At 73.3% G+C, this 20,913-nt stretch carries 20 protein-coding genes and 1 riboswitch; of the genes, 4 read left to right on the forward strand and 16 right to left on the reverse strand.

The window, feature by feature from the left end; all coding sequences use genetic code 11:
- Positions 1-21 precede the first annotated feature (21 nt).
- From K7472_RS05130 to K7472_RS05140, 3 genes are all read right to left on the reverse strand, one after another.
- Positions 22-189, reverse strand: coding sequence for a hypothetical protein (locus K7472_RS05130; protein WP_222975295.1), 168 nt, complete (start codon positions 187-189; stop codon positions 22-24).
- A gap of 59 nt (positions 190-248) precedes the next feature.
- Complete coding sequence (locus tag K7472_RS05135) at positions 249-1,628, reverse strand: C39 family peptidase (RefSeq protein ID WP_222974430.1); 1,380 nt, start codon at positions 1,626-1,628, stop codon at positions 249-251.
- Between the two features lie 133 nt (positions 1,629-1,761).
- The gene (locus K7472_RS05140; protein ID WP_222974432.1) at positions 1,762-2,910 is read right to left on the reverse strand and encodes a M24 family metallopeptidase; all 1,149 of its coding nucleotides are present in this window, start codon (positions 2,908-2,910) and stop codon (positions 1,762-1,764) included.
- Positions 2,911-3,034: 124 nt separating this feature from the next.
- Between K7472_RS05140 and K7472_RS05145 the strand changes: the two genes are divergently transcribed.
- Together K7472_RS05145 and K7472_RS05150 are read left to right on the forward strand one after the other, a co-directional pair.
- On the forward strand, positions 3,035-3,652 hold the full coding sequence (locus K7472_RS05145; protein ID WP_222974434.1) for a uridine kinase family protein: 618 nt from the start codon (positions 3,035-3,037) through the stop codon (positions 3,650-3,652).
- 482 nt (positions 3,653-4,134) lie between these two features.
- Entirely contained in the window at positions 4,135-6,084 is a 1,950-nt protein-coding gene (locus tag K7472_RS05150) for an AAA family ATPase (protein WP_222974437.1), read from the forward strand.
- 34 nt (positions 6,085-6,118) lie between these two features.
- Here the strand turns inward: K7472_RS05150 and K7472_RS05155 are convergent, their stop codons facing one another.
- The 10 genes from K7472_RS05155 to ribD form a co-directional block, all read right to left on the reverse strand.
- Positions 6,119-7,219 carry a hemolysin family protein gene (locus K7472_RS05155; protein ID WP_222974440.1) on the reverse strand — a complete coding sequence of 367 codons (1,101 nt, stop codon included), beginning with the start codon at positions 7,217-7,219 and terminating at the stop codon, positions 6,119-6,121.
- A complete protein-coding gene (locus K7472_RS05160; RefSeq protein WP_222974442.1) occupies positions 7,216-8,541 on the reverse strand; it encodes a hemolysin family protein in 1,326 nt (441 codons plus the stop codon). The genes K7472_RS05155 and K7472_RS05160 overlap by 4 nt, the downstream gene beginning before the upstream one ends.
- A 253-nt stretch (positions 8,542-8,794) precedes the next feature.
- Positions 8,795-9,295 carry a PH domain-containing protein gene (locus K7472_RS05165; protein WP_372457918.1) on the reverse strand — a complete coding sequence of 167 codons (501 nt, stop codon included), beginning with the start codon at positions 9,293-9,295 and terminating at the stop codon, positions 8,795-8,797.
- Between the two features lie 91 nt (positions 9,296-9,386).
- The gene (hisG, locus tag K7472_RS05170) at positions 9,387-10,235 is read right to left on the reverse strand and encodes an ATP phosphoribosyltransferase (protein WP_222974444.1); all 849 of its coding nucleotides are present in this window, start codon (positions 10,233-10,235) and stop codon (positions 9,387-9,389) included.
- A 57-nt stretch (positions 10,236-10,292) separates the two neighbouring features.
- The gene (locus K7472_RS05175) at positions 10,293-10,565 is read right to left on the reverse strand and encodes a phosphoribosyl-ATP diphosphatase (protein ID WP_222974446.1); all 273 of its coding nucleotides are present in this window, start codon (positions 10,563-10,565) and stop codon (positions 10,293-10,295) included.
- Between the two features lie 34 nt (positions 10,566-10,599).
- Positions 10,600-11,085 (reverse strand): 6,7-dimethyl-8-ribityllumazine synthase, encoded by a 486-nt coding sequence (ribH, locus tag K7472_RS05180; RefSeq protein WP_222974448.1) that lies wholly within the window; start codon positions 11,083-11,085, stop codon positions 10,600-10,602.
- An 87-nt stretch (positions 11,086-11,172) separates the two neighbouring features.
- Positions 11,173-12,471, reverse strand: a complete 1,299-nt coding sequence (locus K7472_RS05185) for a bifunctional 3,4-dihydroxy-2-butanone-4-phosphate synthase/GTP cyclohydrolase II (protein WP_222974450.1) — start codon at positions 12,469-12,471, stop codon at positions 11,173-11,175.
- Positions 12,468-13,121, reverse strand: a complete 654-nt coding sequence (locus K7472_RS05190; protein ID WP_222974452.1) for a nicotinamide mononucleotide transporter family protein — start codon at positions 13,119-13,121, stop codon at positions 12,468-12,470. The genes K7472_RS05185 and K7472_RS05190 overlap by 4 nt, the downstream gene beginning before the upstream one ends.
- Positions 13,118-13,762, reverse strand: coding sequence for a riboflavin synthase (locus tag K7472_RS05195; protein ID WP_222974454.1), 645 nt, complete (start codon positions 13,760-13,762; stop codon positions 13,118-13,120). Before K7472_RS05195 ends, K7472_RS05190 begins: the two co-directional genes overlap by 4 nt.
- Positions 13,763-14,863 carry a bifunctional diaminohydroxyphosphoribosylaminopyrimidine deaminase/5-amino-6-(5-phosphoribosylamino)uracil reductase RibD gene (gene ribD / locus K7472_RS05200; protein ID WP_308013779.1) on the reverse strand — a complete coding sequence of 367 codons (1,101 nt, stop codon included), beginning with the start codon at positions 14,861-14,863 and terminating at the stop codon, positions 13,763-13,765.
- 155 nt (positions 14,864-15,018) lie between these two features.
- Positions 15,019-15,149: riboswitch (FMN riboswitch) on the reverse strand.
- A 286-nt stretch (positions 15,150-15,435) separates the two neighbouring features.
- On the opposite strand from ribD, the gene K7472_RS05205 reads away from it, so the two are divergent.
- Positions 15,436-16,827 carry a uracil-xanthine permease family protein gene (locus K7472_RS05205; RefSeq protein ID WP_222974456.1) on the forward strand — a complete coding sequence of 464 codons (1,392 nt, stop codon included), beginning with the start codon at positions 15,436-15,438 and terminating at the stop codon, positions 16,825-16,827.
- Positions 16,828-16,963: 136 nt separating this feature from the next.
- Positions 16,964-17,719 (forward strand): DUF5995 family protein, encoded by a 756-nt coding sequence (locus K7472_RS05210; protein ID WP_222974458.1) that lies wholly within the window; start codon positions 16,964-16,966, stop codon positions 17,717-17,719.
- Here K7472_RS05210 and K7472_RS05215 read toward each other — a convergent pair.
- From K7472_RS05215 to K7472_RS05225, 3 genes are all read right to left on the reverse strand, one after another.
- The gene (locus tag K7472_RS05215) at positions 17,680-19,380 is read right to left on the reverse strand and encodes a flavin monoamine oxidase family protein (RefSeq protein WP_222974460.1); all 1,701 of its coding nucleotides are present in this window, start codon (positions 19,378-19,380) and stop codon (positions 17,680-17,682) included. The genes K7472_RS05210 and K7472_RS05215 overlap by 40 nt on opposite strands.
- Before the next feature lie 82 nt (positions 19,381-19,462).
- On the reverse strand, positions 19,463-20,266 hold the full coding sequence (locus K7472_RS05220) for a carbon-nitrogen hydrolase family protein (protein WP_222974473.1): 804 nt from the start codon (positions 20,264-20,266) through the stop codon (positions 19,463-19,465).
- 185 nt (positions 20,267-20,451) lie between these two features.
- Positions 20,452-20,907, reverse strand: a complete 456-nt coding sequence (locus K7472_RS05225) for an Lrp/AsnC family transcriptional regulator (protein WP_109454190.1) — start codon at positions 20,905-20,907, stop codon at positions 20,452-20,454.
- Between the last annotated feature and the right edge of the window lie 6 nt (positions 20,908-20,913).

The following is a 20,913-nucleotide window of genomic DNA, read 5'->3' on the forward strand; positions in this document are numbered from 1 at the left end:
ACCGGAAAGCGAGGAGGGACGTCAGGCGGGCAGCACGACCGCCGCCCGCGGCGGCCCCCTGGAGACGATGGCGTTGGCGAGCAGCAGCACGAGCGGTGAGAACAGCCGGACGGCGACCGCCCGGCCGAGCTGGAACGCGGCACGCTCCCCATAGGCCAGCCAGACACCGCAGAGCACGGCGGCCAGCATGCCTCGTCCGCAGCGAGCGCCACCGCGAGGTCGTCGGGACCGCCTTCGTCACCGCCCGGTCAGCACACCCCCACGTCTCGCAGCGCGTCGCGCTGGGCCGGTGAGGCGTCGGTCGGCCAGTACAGGTACACCACCCCGCCCGACCCGCTCCCCACCTGGCCGTTCGCCAGGTAGCGCTTGGTGCGCAGCCAGATGTTCTCGAACTGCCGTCGCTGGTAGACGTGGCGGACCGCCGCGTCGTCGGGGCTGGCGGGGTCGTTGACCACCACGTCGCCGGTCGTGGTGAATCCCGCGACGCACATCAGGTGGCCCGCCGTGCTGTAGCCGGAGCCGTCGAGTTCCGAGGCCAGGAAGGACTGGGACGTTATCACCGGGATGTCCGCGGCGATCAGCCGTTCCACGTCGTTCAGGGAGCGCAGCCGGGTGATGACGGCGTTCATGTCGCGGTAGCTCGCCGCGTAGGCCGCGTTGAACGGCCAGTTGCCGCAGCCCTGGTACTGGTAGTCGTAGGTGTAGCGGGCGGCCTGGTCGACCTGGGGGTCGGCGTAGGAGGGGTCGACCCAGGCGAGGCCGGCCGGGGTGGGCTTGCGGCCCCAGTACTCCAGGGCCATCTGCGAGGAGGTCGGGCTGCACCACGCCTCGCCGCCGTTGTCGTACTGCGGGTACTGGCCCTTGTGGATGTCCTGCGAGTAGCACGGCACCGGCAGCCGCTTGCCGAGCGCCAGCCGGGGGGTGGACGCCGGGACGGTGAAGCGGTCGGGGATGTCGGAGGCCATCGCGCCGAGCCGCCACACCACCGGGGTGAGCCGGGTGCCGGGCTTGCGGTACAGCGTCAGGCGCAGCCGGTACGCGGCCAGCCGCAGGCCGCTCGCGGGCTTGTCGACGGCGAAGGTGTCGGTGGAGATCGCGCTGCGTCCGTCGCCCTGGCCGTCCACGGAGGTGCGCCTGATGTCGCCGTCGCCCGCCGCCCAGCGGCCCATCACGTACCACGGGGTCGCGGTGCCGTCGCTGTAGGTGCCGCCCAGTTCGACCTGGATCCAGGTGCCGGCCGGAGTGTCCGCGTTCCAGGACGCGACGAGTTCGGTGGCCGGGTGCGGGAGCCCGCGTTCCGGCGAGGTCCACACCGCGTACTCCCACTCGGCGGTGGTCCCGGTGTGCGGGTCGGTGTACGAGGTCGTCCCGGCCGGGCGGTCGACGGCGACGCCGGGGCGGGATCCGGCGCGCACGGTCGTTCCGCGTCCGGCGCCGCAGCGCCAGTCGGTGTACGAGGTCCAGGCGTGGTAGTCCACGGGTGCCGCCTCCCCGGCGGTTCCGGGCGCGGTCGCCGCCCGGTCCGGGCCGGTGGCCGCGGCCGCCCGCGCCGGGACGGCCACGGCGGCGGTCGCGGCGGCGGCGAAGGCGGCGGCCAGAACGGTGCGGCGCGGCGCGGGTCTCGTCATGGCTGGGCCCCGTCTCCTTCGTCGTCGTGCGGCCGACGCGCCGCCTTGCGGCAACTATCGCCCCTGCGCCCGCCGTTCGGAACCGTTCCCACGCGGCCCGGCGATGTTCATTGGCGCAGACCACTGGCATGGCTCAGCCGGGCAGCACCACCAGGTCGCGCCCGGTGACGTTGAGCCGTTCGCCGCCGTCGGCCGTGCAGACCGCGATGTCCTCGATACGGGCGCCGAACCTGCCGGGCAGGTAGATGCCGGGCTCGATGGAGAAGGCCATGCCGGGTTCCAGCGCGAGGTCGCTGCCCGCCACGATGTACGGCTCCTCGTGCGTCTCCAGGCCGATGCCGTGGCCGGTGCGGTGGATGAAGTGGTCGCCGAAGCCCGCGTCCTCGATGATGTCGCGGCCGACCGCGTCCAGTTCCTGCGCGGTGATCCCGGGCCGTACCGCCTCGGTCTGCGCCTGCTGGGCCCGTCGCAGTACGGCGTACAGCTCGCGGAAGTCGGAGTGCGGCTCGCCGACCGCGTAGGTGCGGGTGGAGTCCGAGCAGTACCCCTCCGGCGTGGTGCCGCCGATGTCGACCACCACCGGGTCACCCGGGCGGATCACCCGGTCGGAGACCTCGTGGTGCGGGCTGGCGCCGTTGGGCCCCGATCCGACGATGACGAAGTCGCAGGTGGCGTGGCCGGCCTGGAGGATGGCGTCGGCGATGTCGCGGGCCACGTCGCGTTCGGTGCGACCGGGCTTGAGCCACTCGCCGATCCTGCGGTGCACCCGGTCGATCGCCGCCCCGGCCCGGCGCAGCGCCTCCACCTCTGCGGGGCCCTTGCGCATCCGCAGCTCCCGCAGCACCTCACCGGCGAGGGACTGTTCGGCGTCCGGCATGGCGGCCCGGAAGGCCAGCAGCTTCTCGGCCCACATGTGGTTGTCGACGGCGATCCGCTTCACGTTCCTCGGCAGCCGCTCGGCGACCACCGCGTACGGGTCGTCGGTCTCCGCCCAGCCGATGACCTCCAGGTCGAGGTCGCCGGCCGGGGAGGCCTCGGCCGCGGGCTTCTCCAGCGCGGGCACCACCAGCAGCGGGTCGCCGTCGGCCGGGATCACCAGGCAGGTCAGGCGCTCCAGCGGATGGGCGTGGTATCCGGTCAGATAGCGCAGGTCGGCGCTGGGTGAGACGAGCAGCGCGTCGAGCCCGGCCTCGGCGGCGGCCCGGCGGGCCCGCTCGATCCGGTCGGCGGGGTAGAGGTCGGTGGCGGCTGGGGAGCCCGGGGTGTCAGTCACGACGATCACGTTAGACGCCCGGTGCCGCCGCGGGCGCCGGGCACGCACGAGCCGCCGCGACGCGCAGGGGGCGGCCCGGGGGCTCCGCGTCCGATGGCCGGATTCGTGCGCACGCACCGTAGGCTGGAGCGCGATGGACCGGACCACGAAGGACGCCTCCCCCGAGGCGCCCACCCCGCTGCCCGCCTACGCCGCCGGGCTGCGCGCCCTCGCCCCGTCCTGCGGCCCGGTGCGGCTGGTCGCCGTCGACGGGCACGCGGGCTCGGGGAAGTCCACGTTCGCCGCACGGCTGTCCGGCGCCCTCGGCGGTGCTCCCGTGGTCCACCTCGACGACCTCGCCACCCACGACGAACCGTTCGGCTGGACGCGGTCGCTGCGCGAACGGGTGCTGGAGCCGTTGTCGCGCGGCGCGGACGCCGTCTGCCCGGTCTACGACTGGACGGCGCGCCGCTTCGGCCCGGGCCGCCCGGTGCCGTGCGCCCCGGTGGTGATCGTCGAGGGCGTGGGGGCCGGACGGGCCGCGCTCCGGCCGTTCCTGGCCAGGACGCTGTGGATGGAGATGGCCCCCGAGTCGGCCTGGGCGCGCGGCCGGCACCGCGACGGTCCGGCGCTGCGGGAGTTCTGGGACGGCTGGATGCGGGCGGAGACCGAACACTTCGCGGCCGATCCGACACGCCCGTTCGCCGACGAGGTGGTGCGGCAGGTACCCGGCGGTCACCAGGTGCTCTCGGGGCCGATGGGCCCGCGCTGAGCAGCCCGGTGCCTCACGTACCGTGACGGCGCGCAGCCGGTGTGCCGCCGGACACGATTCACTCCCGGCCAGTGGCTCAACGTGGCTTGACCTGGGGGGCGTACAGGACTTACGTTCTCAATGCGCGGTCCGTCACGGATCGCCCCGAGCACGAAGCCCCCGGTTGTTCCCCCGTGACCGGGGGCTTCGTCCTGTTCCGGGCGGACGGGTATTTCCGTTTCGCCGGATAACGCCCTCCGGCGGTCCTCACCCTCCGTCACGATGTCGCGGAAGCCGGTGCACAGGCCGGTTCCTGGCCCGTTCCGCCGCCGGGCGGTGCGCCTCCCCCTCCCAGGCGCCAACACCGCAGGTACGATGCCCAAGGGAGCGCGGCAGGTTGTCACGGCGGTCGCTCCGGCGCCAACTTCCGTACGGAGAGCCGCTGTTCGGCCCCGGCCGGAGCGCGGCGGCAGGCCACCGGGGGCACGGTAGTGGGGGACCTGATGGACTTCGGCACTGAGGCGGTACCCCCGCAGGGCGGGGCTGGCTCCGGCGCCCCCGCCGACCTGGCGTGGCTGCGCGGCGTGGACGCCTACACGGTCGGCGCGTACGCGCAGGCGGAGGAGGAGTTCCGGGCGGCGGTGCGGCTGGACCCGGGCATGGCCGACGCCTGGCTCGGGCTGCACGCGCTGCGCGCCGACACCTCGACGGCGCTGCTGCGGATGTACCGGCACCGGGACCGCTTCGGCGAGCAGCGGCGCCGCTATCTGCGCGCCCTCAACTCCTGGTACTGGCTGGGGTGGTGGGTGCAGCCGGTGCTGGAGACCCCGCGCGACCTGCTGCTGGCGCACGCCTCGCACTGGCTGGACGGCCGGCACGTGGCCGACCTCGACCGGGCGCTGGCGGACTGTCCCCCGGTGGACACCGATCCGCAGGTGCGCTTCCTGCACGCGTGTCGCGCGTACCTGGTCAAGGACTGGGAGCAGCTGATACGCCACGCGGAACCGCTGCTGGAGGACCCGGTGCTCGGCATAGAGGCGGGGCTGTTCGGCGGGATGGCCCGGGTGCGGCTGGAGATGTGCGGGCAGGCGGAACCCCTGCTGGCCACCGCGCTGATGCGCTGCCGCAGCGAGCAGCCGCAGCGCAAGGAGCTGCGGTACTGGCTGGCCCGCGCCTACGAGGGCACCGGACGCACCGCGGCCGCCCTGCCGCTGTACCGGGCGGTGCACCGGGTGGACCCGGCGTTCATGGACACCGCCGCGCGGCTGGCCGCGATCACGGAGGCCGAGGACGGGCTGCACGAGTCGCAGGACCTGGCCGCGATCTCCCTGCCCGGCTACGGGCAGACCGCCCCGGACGGCCTGCCGGACACCGACCCCGGCGCGCCGTGCGACTCCCCCGGCGAGATCGGCGGGCCGGGCGGGCCCGGCGAGACGGCGGGCGAGGGCGGGGACGCGGCGGGGGGCCCGGGCGGTGCGGTGACCGGGTCGGCGCCGGTGGACGACGCCGGAGCGCGGCGCAAGGCACTGCTGCCGGTCTCCCCCATCACGCCGCCGGGCGTGCCGCTGGGCACCGCCGATCCCGCGCTGCTGGCCGACGCGCTGGCCGAGCTGGAGCGGATGGTGGGGCTGGAGCCGGTGAAACGGCAGGTCAAGGCGTTGTCGGCGCAGCTGAGGATGGCCCGGTTGCGAGCCGGCCAGGGCCTACCGGTGCAGCCGCCGAAGCGGCACTTCGTCTTCTCCGGCCCGTCCGGCACCGGCAAGACCACGGTCGCCCGCATCCTCGGCCGGGTCTTCTACGCGCTCGGGCTGCTCGGCGGCGACCACCTGGTGGAGGCCCAACGCGCCGATCTGGTGGGCGAGTTCCTGGGCCAGACCGCGGTGAAGGCCAACGAGCTGATCGACTCGGCGCTGGGCGGCGTGCTCTTCGTCGACGAGGCGTACAGCCTGTCCAACTCCGGCTACGGCAAGGGCGACGCGTACGGCGACGAGGCGTTGCAGGTGCTGCTCAAACGGGCCGAGGACAACCGGGACCGCCTGGTGGTGATCCTCGCCGGGTACCCGGAGGGCATGGACCGGCTGCTGGCGGCCAACCCGGGGCTCGGCTCGCGGTTCACCACCCGGGTGGACTTCCCCAGCTACCGCCCGCTGGAACTGACCCGCATCGGCGAGGTACTGGCGGCCGACGGCGGCGACCACTGGGACGAGGAGGCGCTGGAGGAGCTGCGCAGCATCAGCGGACACGTCGTCGCCCAGGAGTGGATAGACGAGCTGGGCAACGGCCGCTTCCTGCGGACGCTGTACGAGAAGAGCTGCGCCTACCGCGACCTGAGGCTGTCGGCGTACACCGGCGCCCCGACCCGCGAGGACCTGTCCACCCTGCGGCTGGCGGACCTGATGCAGGCCTACGGTGAGGTGCTCTCCGGCCGCGGTCCGGGGCAGCCGCCGCAGTGACGGTCGCCCCGGTCCGCTCCGGTCCCCGGCGGGGTCAGCCCGCCAGCGCCCGCGACTGGGCGCCGGAGCGGGGGCCGGGCGCGGCGTGGCCCGCGGCGTCCCGGTGGGCGGGGTCGCGCACCTCCCCGACCAGCATCTCCAGCACGTCCTCCAGCGCGACCAGGCCCAGCACCTCACCGTCCGCGTCGGCGACCGCCGCCAGATGGGAGGCGGCCCGGCGCATCGCGGTGAGCGCGTCGTCCAGCGGCAGCTCGGCCTTGAGCGTGGTCATCGGGCGCCACAGCCTGCGCGGCACCGGCCGGTCGCCCTCGTCGTTCTCGGCCGGTTCCAGGACGTCCTTGACGTGCAGGTAGCCCAGGAAGCCCCCGTCGGGCCCGGCGACCGGGAAGCGGGAGTAGCCGGTGGAGACGGTCAGCTCCTCGACCTGGTGCGGGGTGACCTCGGGGCCGACGGTGACCAGTTCGCCGGGGCGCAGCAGCACGTCGGTGACCGGGCGGCTGCCCAGCTCCAGCGCGTCGGACAGGCGCTCCTGCTCGGCCCGGTCGAGCAGGCCCGCCTGCCCGGAGTCCTCCACCAGGTAGGTGAGCTGCTCGCTGGTGTAGACGGCCTCGATCTCGTCCCTCGGCTCGACCCGGAAGATCCGCAGCACCAGCCGGGCGCAGGCGCTCAGCACCACGATGACCGGCCGGAAGACGCGGGCGCAGCCGACCAGGCCGGGGCCCAGCCACAGCGCCGCCTTCTCCGGGGAGGCCATCGCGAGGTTCTTCGGCACCAGCTCTCCGACCACCAGGTGGAAGAAGATCACCACGGCGAGCGCGACGACGTAGCCGATCGGGTGGACCAGCTCGCCGGGCACGCGCAGCGCGGAGAAGACCGGCTCCAGCAGACGGGAGACGGTCGGCTCGGCGACGGCACCGAGGGTCAGCGAGCAGACGGTCACGCCGAACTGCGCGGCGGCCATCATCCGCGGCAGGTTCTCCAGGCCGTGCAGCACGGTGCGGGCCCGGCGCTGGTCCGCGGCGAGCGGTTCGATCTGGCTGCGGCGCACCGAGACCATGGCGAACTCGGCGCCGACGAAGAAGCCGTTGCCGAGGACCAGCAGCGCCGCGAAGAACAGTTGCAGCACACTCGTCATGACCGCTCCTCGCGCCCCGCGCCCACGCGCGTCAGCCGGATGCGTTCGGCCCGGTGGTGGCCGACCTCCAGCACCTCGATCCGCCAGCCGGGCAGCTCGGTCACGTCACCGGCCTGCGGGATGCGTCCCAGCAGGTCGGCGACGAGCCCGGCCACCGTCTCGTACGGGCCTTCCGGTGCCTCCAGGCCGATCCTGGCCAGGATGTCGGTGCGACAGGCACCGTCGGCGTCCCACGCCGGGTGGCCGTCCTGCGCCGGTGCCTGGGCCAGCTCGGGCGTGTCGGCGTCGGCGTCGTCGTGCTCGTCGCGGACCTCGCCGACGAGTTCCTCGACGATGTCCTCCAGGGTGACCACCCCCGCCGTGCCGCCGTACTCGTCCACGACCACGGCGATCGGCTGCTCGCTGCGCAGCTGCTCCAGCAGCGGCTGCACCGGCAGCGTCTCGGGGACCAGGAGCGGCGCCACCGCGATCCGGCCCACCGGGGTGCGGTCACGCAGGTGCTTGGGCACCGACAGCGCATCTTTGAGGTGGACCATGCCGACCACCTCGTCGAGCCGCTCGCGGTAGACCGGGAAGCGGGACAGGCCGGTGGCCCGGGTCAAATTGAGCACGTCGGCCGCGGTGGTGGTGTCCTCCAGGGCGCTGACCTTGACGCGGGCGGTCATCACCGACTGCGCGGTCAGCTCGCCCAGGCCCGCGGTGCGCACGAACAGGTCCGCGGTGTCCTGCTCGATGGCTCCGGCCAGGGCGGAGTGCCGGGCCAGCGAGACCAGCTCGCCCGGGGTGCGGGCGGAAGCCAGTTCGTCGGTGGGCTCCACGCCCAGCGCGCGGACCAGGCGGTTGGCGGAGGCGTTGAGCAGTTCGATGACCGGGCGGAACAGGCGGCTGAAGGCGCGCTGCGGTCCGGCCACCATGCGGGCGACCGCCAGCGGCCGGGAGACCGCCCAGTTCTTGGGCACCAGCTCGCCGATGACCATCTGCACGCTGGAGGCCAGGACCATGCCGAGCACCACGGCGACGCCGGACGCGGCCTCGCCCAGGCCGATGGCGGTGAGCGGGCCGGTGAGCAGGTGGGAGAGGGCCGGCTCGGCGAGCATGCCGACCACCAGCGAGGTGATGGTGATGCCCAGCTGGGAGCCGGAGAGCTGGAAGGAGAGCCGGCGCAGGGCGGCGACGACGCCGCGGGCCCGGCGGTCACCGGCCGCGGCGGCCCGTTCGGCCTCGGGCCGGTCGACGGTCACCAGACCGAACTCGGCGGCGACGAAGAAGCCGTTGGCCAGGATGAGCAGGAGTGCCGCGCCGAGCAGCAGAAGGGAACTCATGCCGCCACCACCGCGCGCGGGGCGCTTCGGTCGGGGGCGGCGCAGGTACTACAGGACGATTCGTCCATCGCCGGAAAAGTGTCACTCCTCGGATCGTTCCGGTTCCCCGCGAGCCGCGCTCGGGGCGCGGCTCGTACACGGCGGGGGCGGGCGCACCGGCGCCTCGCTCTTCCAGAGTAGTCAAGCCATGCCCTGCGGCGGGAGTCACGACGGGCCGCCGCCGCGCCGGATTCCACCCGCGGTGGCGGACCGGTTACGCGGCGTCCGCGGGACCGGTGCCCAGCGCGTCGGCGAGTGCGCGCAGCCTGCGCGCGTCGCTGACCGCCTGCTGGCGGGCGATACCGGGCTGGATGCCCATCGCCGCCAGGCTGGTGCCGTCGGCGAGGTCGAGGTAGACCCACGGGTCACCGGCCCGCAGGTTGACGCGCAGCACCTCAGCCCACGCCAGCCGGCGCACCGTGGTGAGGTTCACCACCGTGACGCCGTCCCGGGTGGCGACCACCTTCGGGCGGCTGAGCAGCGCCAGCACGGCGAAGATGATCAGCCCGGTGCCGATCATGGTGGCCCGGTCCGCCGCGGCCCAGGGCGCGGGCATGGCCAGCGCGACGGTGGCGAAGGTGATCAGCATGACGCTGCCCACCGTGAGCAGCACCACCCGGGTGCGCACCGGGCGGAAGGTCACCGGCAGCGCGGTCGGTTCGTCGGGTGCGGGCATGTCGGCGGTCTTCCCGGTACGGGACGCGGCGGAGGTCATGGTGGGCGCTTCGCAGGAGTTCGGAGGGCGGGTGGAACGGGACGGGCGCGGGCCGGTGGCGGCCCCGGCACGACGCCGGGGCCGCCCGGGGTCACAGGCGGCAGGCGTGGATGCCGGTGGTCAGGATGGCACGGGCGCCCAGCTCGTAGAGGTCGTCCATGATCCGCTGGGCCTCGCGGGACGGGACCATGGAGCGCACGGCGACCCAGCCCTCGTGGTGCAGCGGGGAGATGGTGGGCGACTCCAGGCCCGGGGTGAGCGCCACGGCCTTCTCGACCTTCTCGGCGCGGATGTCGTAGTCCATCATCACGTAGCGCCGGGCGACCAGGACGCCCTGCATGCGGCGCAGGAACTGCTGGACCTTCGGCTCGTCCTGGGGCGCGCCGACACGGCGGATGACGACCGCCTCGGACTCCAGGATCGGCTCGCCGATGATCTCCAGGCCCGCGTTGCGCAGGGTGGTGCCGGTCTCCACGACGTCCGCGATGACCTCGGCGACGCCGAGCTGGATCGCGGTCTCGACGGCGCCGTCGAGGTGGACCACGGAGGCGTCCACGCCGTTGTCGGCGAGGTGCTTCTCCACCAGCCCGGCGAAGGAGGTGGCGATCGTCATGCCGCCGAACTCCTTGACGCCGGTGGCCGTCCCCGGCCGGGTGGCGTAGCGGAACGTGGAGGCGGCGAAGCCCAGTTGGAGGATCTCCTCCGCCTGCGCCCCGGAGTCCAGCAGCAGGTCGCGGCCGGTGATGCCGATGTCGAGACGGCCGGAGCCGACGTAGACGGCGATGTCCCTGGGGCGCAGGAAGAAGAACTCCACCTGGTTGTCGGAGTCGACCAGGACCAGTTCGCGGCGGTCCTTGCGCTGCCGGTAGCCGGCCTCATGCAGCATCGCCGACGCAGGCTCGGACAGTGAACCCTTGTTGGGGACGGCGATGCGCAGCATGGAGCGGTTTCCTTTACGACTCGTTGATCACGGAACGTACGGACGCACTACGGACGGTCACAGGTGAGCGTATACGTCGTCGAGGGAGATCCCCCGCGCGACCATCATCACCTGAACGTGGTACAGGAGTTGGGAGATCTCCTCGGCGGTGGCGTCGGCGCCCTCGTACTCGGCGGCCATCCACACCTCGGCGGCCTCCTCGACCACCTTCTTGCCGATGGCATGGACGCCCTTGCCCACCAGCTCCGCGGTGCGGGAGGTGGCGGAGTCGCCCGAGGCGGCCTTGTCCTTCAGCTCGGCGAAGAGCTGCTCGAATGTCTTGTTCGCCATGGTGGTCCTACTCTACGTGCTCGGACCGCCGCGCTCAGCGCCAGGGCTCGGACACGGACCGCAGGATCGCCGCCGTGGCGAGCGCCGCGGTGACCGCCTCGTGGCCCTTGTCCTCCGACGAGCCGGGCAGCCCGGCACGCTCCAGCGCCTGCGCCTCGGTGTCGCAGGTCAGCACGCCGAAGCCGACGGGCACCCCGGTCTCCACCGAGACCTGGGTGAGCCCCGCGGTGACGCCCTGGCAGACGTAGTCGAAGTGCGGGGTGCCGCCGCGGATGACCACGCCGAGGGCGACGATGGCCTCGTAGCCGCGGGAGGCCAGCGCCTTGGCGACGACCGGTAGTTCGAAGCTGCCCGGCACCCGCAGCAGGGTCGGCTCGTCGATGCCCAGTTCGCGCAGCGCCCGCAGCGCGCCGTCGACCAGGCCGTCCATGACCTGCTGGTGCCACTGCGCGGCGATCACCGCGACCCGCAGGTCACTGCAGCTCTTCACGGTCAACTCGGGGGCGCCCTTACCGCTCACGTCTCTCCTCGGTGCTTCGGTGCTTCGGTGCTGTCGTCGGTGCTTCGCGTTGGTGCTGGTGGTGGTCGGTGCAGTCTGTCGTACCGGTCACTGGTTGCCGCAGGCGCCCGTGGGGCCGCCGTCCAGCCAGGGCAGGTCGTGGCCCATGCGGTCCCGCTTGGTGCGCAGGTAGCGCAGGTTGTGCTCACCGGCCTGGACCGGCATCGGCTCGCGGCCCTCCACCCGCAGTCCGTGCCGGACCAGGGCGTCCACCTTGTCGGGGTTGTTGGTCATCAGCCGCACCGAGCGCACCCCGAGGTCGGCGAGGATGCGCGCCCCTGCGCCGTAGTCGCGCGAGTCGGCGGGCAGGCCGAGTTCCAGGTTGGCGTCGAGCGTGTCGCGCCCGCGTTCCTGGAGTTCGTACGCGCGCAGCTTGTGCAGCAGGCCGATGCCGCGGCCCTCGTGCCCGCGCAGGTAGATCACCACACCGCGGCCCTCGGTGGCCACGCGTTCCAGCGACGCCTGCAACTGCGGGCCGCAGTCGCAGCGCAGCGAGCCGAAGACGTCGCCGGTCAGGCACTCGGAGTGCACCCGCACCAGCACGTCCTCGCCGTCGCCGATGTCCCCGGTGGCGAGCGCGATGTGCTCCACGCCGTCCACCGTGCTGCGGTAGCCGTAGGCGCGGAAGTCGCCGAAGGCGGTGGGCAGCCGGGTGACGGCCTCGCGGCGCACCGTCGGCTCGCTGGTCTCGCGGTAGGCGATCAGGTCCTCGATGGAGATGATCGTCAGGCCGTGCTTGCGGGCGAACGGGACGAGTTCGGGCAGCCGCGCCATGGTGCCGTCCTCGTTGGCGATCTCGCAGATCGCGGCGGCCGGGCGCAGTCCGGCGAGCCGGGCGAGGTCGACACCGGCCTCGGTGTGCCCGTTGCGGGTGAGGACACCGCCGGGGCGGGCGCGCAGCGGGAAGACGTGGCCGGGGCGCACGAAGTCGCCGGGGGCGCTCGCCGGGTCGGCGAGCATCCGCAGGGTCAGCGCGCGGTCGGCGGCGGAGATGCCGGTGCTGGTGCCACGCGCGGGGGCGGCGTCGACGCTGACGGTGAAGGCGGTGGTCATCGACTCGGTGTTGCGGGCGACCATCTGCGGCAGGTCGAGCCGCTCCAGCGTGTCGGCCTCCATCGGGGCGCAGATCAGGCCGCGGCACTCGGTCATCATGAAGGCGACCAGTTCGGGGGTGGCGAGTTCGGCGGCGAAGATCAGGTCGCCCTCGTTCTCCCGGTTCTCGTCGTCCACCACGACGACCGGGCGGCCGGCGGCGATGTCGGCGACGGCCTGCTCCACGGAGTCGAGCAGCGGGGTGCCGTCGCCCCTTGAGTCCTCGGGGTCGTACCAGGTCGGCGCGGTCGTCATGCCGGCGCTCCTTCCAGGGCTCCCGCGTCCGGGCGGGAGGTTCGGGTCCGCAGCCACCAGGCCCGCAGGCCGAGCAGGACCAGGACGAAGTAGATGACGTAGACCAGGGCGGAGAACTTCAGGTCGCTGCTCCAGGCGAGCGGCACGCCGACCAGGTCGACGGCGAGCCAGGCGAACCAGAACTCGACCCAGCCGCGGGCCATGGCGACCATCGCGGCGAGGGTGCCGACGAAGATGTACGCGTCCGGCCAGGGATTCCACGACAGCGACGGGAAGAGGGTGAACAGCCCGACGACGGCGAGGGTGCCGACCGCCGTGCCGCCGACCAGCCAGCCGCGTTCGCGCCAGGTGGCGAAGCGCACCTCGACCTGTCCGGACTCGCGCCGGCCGCGGCGCCACTGGATCCAGCCCCAGGCGGCGACCACGACGACGAGCAGCTGTTTGCCGACGCCGCCGGTCAGGTGGGCCGACCAGTAGGCGATCACCAGCACGGCGCCGGACAGGAGTTGGACCGGCCAGGCCAGCAGCGCGCGGCGCCAGCCGAGCGCGAGCCCGGCCAGGCCCAGCAGGTTGCCGGTCATGTCGGCCCACTTGACGTGTTCGCCGAAGACGGAGAACGCGACGCTGTTGAGCGAGTCGAGGGAACTCACCGCCCGGCCTCCGTCCCGGGGGTCAGCGGGGCGGGCGCTCCGGCGCCGGGCGCGCGGTCGCCGAGCAGCCGCTCGACGTACTTGGCGAGCACGTCGACCTCCAGGTTGACCGGGTCGCCGGGCTGCTTGATGCCGAGGGTGGTGAGCGCGAGGGTGGTCGGGATGAGGCTGACGGTGAAGTAGTCGTCGGCGGCGTCCACGACGGTGAGGCTGATGCCGTCGACCGTGATGGAGCCCTTCTCGACCACGTACCGCGAAAGCTCCTGCGGCAGGCCGACCTTGACGATCTCCCAGTGCTCGCCGGGGACGCGCTCCAGCACGGTGCCGGTGCCGTCCACGTGGCCCTGGACGAGGTGGCCGCCGAGCCTGCCGCCGAGCGCCATCGGCCGCTCCAGGTTGACCCGGGTGCCGACGTCCAGCGCGCCGAGGCTGGAGCGCTTGAGGGTCTCGGCCATCACGTCGGCGGTGAAGGCGCCGTCGGCGGTGTCGACCACGGTGAGGCAGACCCCGTTGACGGCGATCGAGTCGCCGTGCTCGGCGTCCTCGGTCACCAGCGGGCCGCGCAGGGTGAACCGGCAGGAGTCACCGAGGTTCTCGACGGCGGTGACCTCACCCAGCTCTTCGACGATTCCGGTGAACACTCAGTTCTCCTCAGTGCGGCGGGGATACGCGGTGACGCGCAGATCGGGGCCGAGCGTGGCGGTGGCGGCCACGTCGAGCCGCAACGCCCGCGCGATGGTGGTGATTCCGGCGTCGGCGAGGACCGCGGGTCCCGCGCCGAGCAGGGCGGGGGCGAGATAGCCGGTGACCTTGTCGACGGCGTCCGCCGCGACGAAGGCACCGGCGAGGGTGGGGCCGCCTTCCAGCAGCACCGAGCGCACGCCGCGTTCGTACAGCGCGGCCAGCAGCGCGGGCACGTCCAGCCCGCGTCCGCTCGCGGCTCTGGGCAGCCGTACGACGTCGGCCCGTCCCTTCAGGTGGTCGGCGTCGGTGTCGTCGGCGACCGCGATCAGGGTGGGCGCGGCGTCGTCCAGCACGCGGGCGGCGGGCGCGACGGTGGCGTGGGTGTCGAGGACGACGCGCAGCGGCTGGGTGACGTCGCCGTCCAGGCCGCGTACGGCGAGCTGCGGGTCGTCGGCGCGCAGGGTGCCGGAGCCGACGAGCACGGCGTCGGACTCGGCGCGCAGCCGGTGGACGTCGGCGCGGGCCGGTCCCGAGGTGATCCAGCGGCTGGTGCCGTCGGCGGCGGCGCTCCTGCCGTCCAGCGTGGCGGCGTACTTCCAGTGCACGAAGGGGCGGCCGAGGCGGATCGCGGTCAGCCACGCCTCGTTGCCGCGCGCGGACTCGGCCTCGAGCAGCCCGCTTTCGGTGTCGATCCCGGCGGCGCGCAGGGTGGCGGCGCCGCCCGCGGCCGAGGGGTTGGGGTCACTGACGGCGTGCACGACGCGGGCGATCCCGGCGTCGACGAGCGCCTGGGCGCACGGGCCGGTGCGGCCGGTGTGGTTGCAGGGCTCCAGGGTGACGACGGCGGTGCCGCCGCGGGCCCGCTCGCCCGCCTCGCGCAGCGCGTGGATCTCGGCGTGCGGTCCCCCGGCCCGGCGGTGCCATCCCTCGCCGACGACCCGGCCGTTGACGTCGAGGACGACGCAGCCGACGACCGGGTTGGGGCTGGTGGAGCCGAGGCCGCGGGCGGCGAGCGCGATCGCGCGCCGCATCGCGTCGGTTTCCTCGGGGGTGGCCACCGGGTCCTCCTGCCTCTTCGGGCACGGACTCCGGGGCGATAGGGGAATGCCACGGGACGCTTCGCACGGGGAACGCCGGGACGGCCGAGGAACGTCGCGTACGGCGGGGAGCCGGTGGCGACGACCGCTCGGGGCGGCGTACCCGTGAGGTCCCGCCGCGCACTGCCTCCCATCCGGACTTTAACCGTCGGTCCAGGAATTTCACCTGGTCAACCGGCCGCTGGCAGCGGACGGGTCGCGGACTGTAACCGCCGGTTCGGACTTTCACCGACCCCGGAGTGCGCCAAACGTCACTGGTACGTCTTCAGTCTGCCACGGACGGCGCAACCCATGCGGCCGGACCCTTGTGGCCTGGGTCACATGAGCACGACAAGTCAGGATGTTTCGGCGCTTGTCCCGGCGCGCCCCGGCCGGACTCCAGCGCGGCGCGCCGGGCCCGCGAGGCGCGGGCCGGTCGACGGCCGTCGCGGAGCGCCGAACTACGATGTCGGGCGGTTCATCCCGCGAAGATCCGGATCGTCCCCGCGGGAGGGCCGCCGACACCGACCGACGAAGGACACGGAGCACCACGAATGGGCCTGGGCGTGCGCTGGACCCTCCACGGCGACGGGCGCACCCCCGCCCCCGGCGCGGTCGTCAGACCCGACGAGCGGCTGAGCTGGCCCCGCACGGTGGGCCTGGGCGCCCAGCACGTGGTGGCGATGTTCGGGGCGTCGTTCGTGGCGCCGGTCCTGATGGGACTCAACCCGAACCTGGCGATCATGATGTCGGGCGTCGCGACGATGATCTTCCTGCTGGCGACGCGCGGCCGGGTGCCCAGCTACCTCGGCTCCAGCCTGTCGTTCGTCGGGGTGGCGGCGGTCATCCGCGCCCAGGGCGGCGGCACGGCGGCGGTGACCGGCGCGATCCTGGTGGTCGGAGCGGTGCTGTTCGCGGCGGGTCTCGCGGTGCGGCGGTTCGGCGCCCGGGTCGTCCACGCGGTGATGCCCCCGGTGGTGACCGGCGCGGTGGTCATGCTGATCGGCTTCAACCTGGCGCCGGTGACGGCGACCACGTACTGGCCGCAGGACCAGTGGACGGCGCTGCTGACCATGCTGGTGACCGCGCTGGCCATCATCGGGCTGCGCGGCTTCTGGTCGCGTATCGCGATCTTCCTCGGGCTGGTCTTCGGCTACGCGATCTCCTGGCTCTTCGACCGCGTCTTCGGCCGCATCCACTCGGTGGACGGCTCGGGCCACGTGACGTCCCACTGGCGGCTGGACCTGTCGGGCGTGGGCAGGGCGCACTGGGTCGGGCTGCCGCCGCTGCACGGGCCCGCCTTCCACTGGTCGGCGGTGCTGGTGGCGCTGCCGGTGGTGATCGCGCTCATCGCGGAGAACGCGGGCCACGTCAAGGCCGTCGGCGAGATGACCGGCGATCCGCTGGACGACAGCCTGGGCACGGCGATCGCGGCGGACGGCGCGGCGACGGTGCTCTCCACCTCGTTCGGGGGCCCCGCGACCACGACGTACTCCGAGAACATCGGGGTGATGGCGGCGACCCGCGTCTACTCCACCGCCGCCTACTGGGCGGCCGCGTGCTTCGCCCTGCTGTTCGGCCTGTGCCCGAAGTTCGGCGCGATCGTCGCGGCGGTCCCCGGCGGCGTGCTCGGCGGCATCACGGTGATCCTCTACGGCATGATCGGCCTGCTGGGCGCGCAGATCTGGACGCACAACCGGGTGGACCTGCGCAATCCGCTGCACCTGGTGCCGGTCGCGGCGGGCGTCATCATCGGCATCGGCGGGGTGGGCCTGCGCATCAGCGGCGACTTCGAGCTGAGCGGCATCGCGCTGGGCACGATCGTCGTCCTCGTCGGCTACCACGGCCTGCGGCTCCTGGCCCCGGCCCACATGAAGCGGCCCGTCGGCGAACCACTGCTGGACGAGGGCACGTCCGGGTACGACGAGGGCCCGGCCGAGGGCTGACGGCCCCGCGTCGGGCCCGGCGCGGATCGCTCGTCGTCCGGCGCGGATCGCGGATCGTCCGGCGCGGATCGCTCGTTGTGGGGACGCGGCGTCGCGTCGTCGTGGCGGGGTACCCCGGCGCTGCCAGTCTTGCGCCATGACTTCCGTGGACGCCGTGGTGGCGCGGATGACCGCGCTGTCGGCGCGACTACCCCCGCACGACGGGGTCGCGGTGTTCAACGCGGTGTACCTGTCGGTGACGCGCGAGCTGAACGGGCGCCTGGGAAGCGGCTTCTTCCCGCACCCGGGCCGCACCGCCGAGCTTGGCGCCCGGTTCGCGGCGCGCTATCTGCTGGCCGTCGAGGCGGAGGAGGCCGGGAGCCGTCCGCCCGACTGCTGGCGCCCGCTGTTCCGGCTGCGCCACCACCGCGACGTCCGCCCGACGCAGTTCGCGCTGGCCGGGATCAACGCCCACGTGGGGCACGACCTGCCGCTCGCGGTGCTGGACACCTGCGTGGCGCTCGGGGTCGAACCGCCCGCGCTGGAGACCGACTTCGAGCGGGTCGGCGACGTGCTGGAGGCGATCGAGGAGCGGGTCCGCGAGGAGCTGATGCCGGGGCCTGACCTGCTGGAGCTGGCCGATCCGCTGACCCATCTGCTGGGCTCGTGGAGCCTGGAGCGGGCCAGGGACGCGGCCTGGTCGACGGCGGGCCTGCTGTGGCGGCTGCGCGAACTCCCCGTGGTGTACGAGGAGTTCGCGCGGCGTCTGGACGCGGGCGTGGGCCTGGTGGGCCGCTGCCTGCTGACCCCGTTGCCGTACGGACCGGACCGGGGGCCGGTCGTCCCCGGGCGGCTGCCGTATCCGATCTCCCGTCAGTCCTCCGGGAGTTCGACCGGGGCGATCTCGTCGTAGACGTCGCCGGGGCCGGGGTTGGACGGGTCGGTGGCGCCGCCGAGGTGGTGCATGACGCCCCACACGGCGTTGAGCGCGGTCTGCACGGCGCCCTCGGCCCAGCCCGCGGTCCAGGAGATGTCGTCGCCGGCGAGGAAGATGCCGCGCTTGTCCTGCGGCAGCCGGTCCTGCATGAAGTGGGTGAACAGCCGCCGCTGGTAGCGGTAGTGGCCCGGCAGATTGGCCTTGAACGCGCCCATGAAGTAGGGCTCGTCCTCCCAGGAGATGGTGACCGGGTTGCCGATGACGTGCTTGCGGATGTCGACCTTGGGATAGATCTCGCCGAGCGACTTGAGCATGACCTCCAGCCGCTCGTTGGGGCTCAGCGGCAGCCACTTGAGGCTGTCGTCGCACCACGTGTACGACAGGCAGATCACGGCGGGCTTGTCCGGGCCGTCGTCCAGCAGGTAGGTGCCGCGGGTCATGCGGTCGGTGAGCGTCATGCTCATGGTGTCGCGCCCGGTCTCCGGGTCCGGGTCCAGCCAGAACGGCCGGTCCACGGGCACGAAGAGCTTGGAGGACTCCATGTAGTGGGTGCGCTCGATGGCCGTCCAGTGGTCGATCGGGAAGAGCGCGTCGTCGCAGTCGATCTTCGACAGCAGCATCCAGCTCTGCGCGGTGAACACGACCGCCTTGTACGAGCGGATGTCGCCGGAGGCGTCGGTGACGGTGGTGCGGTTGCCCGCGGTGCGGTGCAGCCGGGTCACCGCCGGGCGCGGGGTGCCGCCGTGCAGCGAGGCGAGCGAGGTGCCGGGCGCCCAGTGCACCAGCTTGGCGGGTTCCTCCTCCCACAGCCGCAGCGGCAGTTGCTGGCTGCCGCCGACGATGCCGCGGTGGTCGTCGTCCGCGCCGGTGTAGACGACGCGCAGGATCTCCAGGATGGAGTTGGGGAAGTCGGTGTCCCAGCCGCCGGTGCCGAAGCCGACCTGGCCGAAGATCTCCCGGTGGCGGAAGCTCTTGAAGGACGGGGAGTCGCACAGGAAGCCGTAGAAGGTCTGGTTGTCGAGCCGGTCGACCAGCTCCGCCCAGATCTCGCGGATCGTGGCCACGTCGCGCTCACGGATGGCGCGCTGCATCTCGGAGAAGCGGGCGCCGTCCTCCAGGCAGGCGTTCCAGGCGTCCATCACCTGGTGGTAGACCGCGGGCAGGTCGTCCAGGGTGCGGGCGTAGTGCGACTCGCCCTTGAGGTCGACGACCGTCGAGGGGGTCTCGGGCGCCAGCGGGTTGGGGAACGCCTTGGTGGTCAGGCCCACCCGGTCCACGTAGTGCTGGAACGCGGTCGAGCACGGCGGGAAGCGCATCGCGCCCATCTCGGCGGTCAGGCTCTCGTCGCAGCCGTCGAAGCCCTCGGTGCGCAGCCGTCCGCCGATCCGGTCGGCCTCGTAGACGACGGGCTTGAGGCCCATCTTCATCAGCTCGTACGCGGCGACGATGCCGGACAGGCCGCCGCCGATGACCGCCACCTCGGTGCCGTGCTCGGTCGCCGGGACGGAGCCGAGCCCGGCCGGGTGGGCCAGGTAGTCGTCGTAGGCGTAGGGGAAGTCCGGGCCGAACATGGTGACCGGCCGGGCCACGGGCTGCTCCTGCTCGTCGTGGACGGCGGTGGGCACGGTGGAGGTCATGGGCGTGGTTCTCCTTGGAGCGGGCGGTACGTGAAGGCGCGGCGGCGGACCGGGACCGGGCGGCGGGACTCCGGCCAGGGGCTCAGGTGAGCGGCCCGTACAGCTCCGGGCGGCGGTCGAGCAGGTAGGGCAGTTCCTCGCGGGAGGCGGCGAGCAGGGCCGGGTCGACGTCGGCGAGGACCAGGTCCTCCCCGGTCCCGGCACGCGCCCGTACGACGCCATCGGGACCGGCGAGGCAGCTGAGCCCGGTGAAGTGGAACTCGCCCTCGGCGCCGCAGCGGTTGGCGTAGGCCACGTACAGCTGGCTTTCGTACGCGCGGGCCGGGACGAGGGTCTGGGGGACGAACTCGAAGGGACGCATCAGGGCGGTGGGCACGACCAGCAGGTCGGTGCCGGCCAGCGCGTGCGCCCGCACGGTCTCGGGGAACTCGACGTCGTAGCAGATCAGCAGGCCCACGATGAGCCCGCCGAGGTCGGCCTGGACGACGGCGGTGTCGCCCGCGGTGAAGTGGGCGGCCTCGAAGTCGCCGAACAGGTGGGTCTTGCGGTAGTCGGCGAGGACGGCACCGTCCGGGCCGGTCAGCCGCACCGAGTTGAAGACCGCGTCGCCCGCGCGCTCGGGGTAGCCGTGGGCGATGGCGATCCGGTGCGCGGCGGCGATCTCGCGGACCCGGTGGGCGGAGGGGCCGTCGGCGGTCTCGGCGCGGTCGGCCACCGCGTCGCCGATCGCGTAGCCGGTGAGGTACATCTCGGCGGTGACCAGCAGTCCGGCTCCCCCGGCGGCGGCACGGCGGGCGGCGTCGTCCAGCGCGGCGAGGCTGTCGGCGGCGGACGCCGGAACGCCCGCGGGGCCCTGGTACAGCGCGATGCGCAGCGGCGGCGTCATGGAACCTCGTCATGTCGAATGCCGGTCGGTGGAGCGGGATCGATACGACGGTACGGGCGCGCACCGGACGCCAACAAGGCCGTCCCGTTGCGCGTGGACGGGCGATTCGTTGCGTCTTCACCCACTGGAGCGGCGATTCGTTGCGCGCGGGCGGAACGCGAGCTGTCGACAGCCCGACGAAGCGGTTACGCGGGCGCGCCCGCGCCGTACCTGCGCAGCAGCGGGGACAGGACCAGGACGGACTTGGTGCGCTCGACGAAGGGCTCGCCCGCGATCCGTTCCAGGACGCGTTCGAAGTGCCGCACGTCCTCGGCGTAGATCTGCACCACGGCGTCGGCCTCGCCGGTCACCGTGGACGCGGCCGCCACCTCCGGGTAGCGCTCCAGGCCGCGCTTGATCGCCTCGGGCGAGGTCTTGTGGCGGCAGTAGATCTCGACGAACGCCTCCGTCTCCCAGCCGAGCGCGGCGGGGTCGACGCGGACGGTGAAGCCGGTGATCGCGCCGGTGGCCAGCAGCCGGTCGACGCGGCGTTTGACGGCGGGGGCGGACAGCCCGACCTCGGCGCCGATGTCCGCGTAGGAGCGGCGGGCGTCCTCGGCGAGGGCGTGCACGATGCGTTCGTCGAGATCGTTCAGGGACACGGCGGG

The sequence above is a fragment of the Streptantibioticus parmotrematis genome (assembly GCF_019890615.1).
GTDB lineage: Bacteria > Actinomycetota > Actinomycetes > Streptomycetales > Streptomycetaceae > Streptantibioticus_D > Streptantibioticus_D parmotrematis.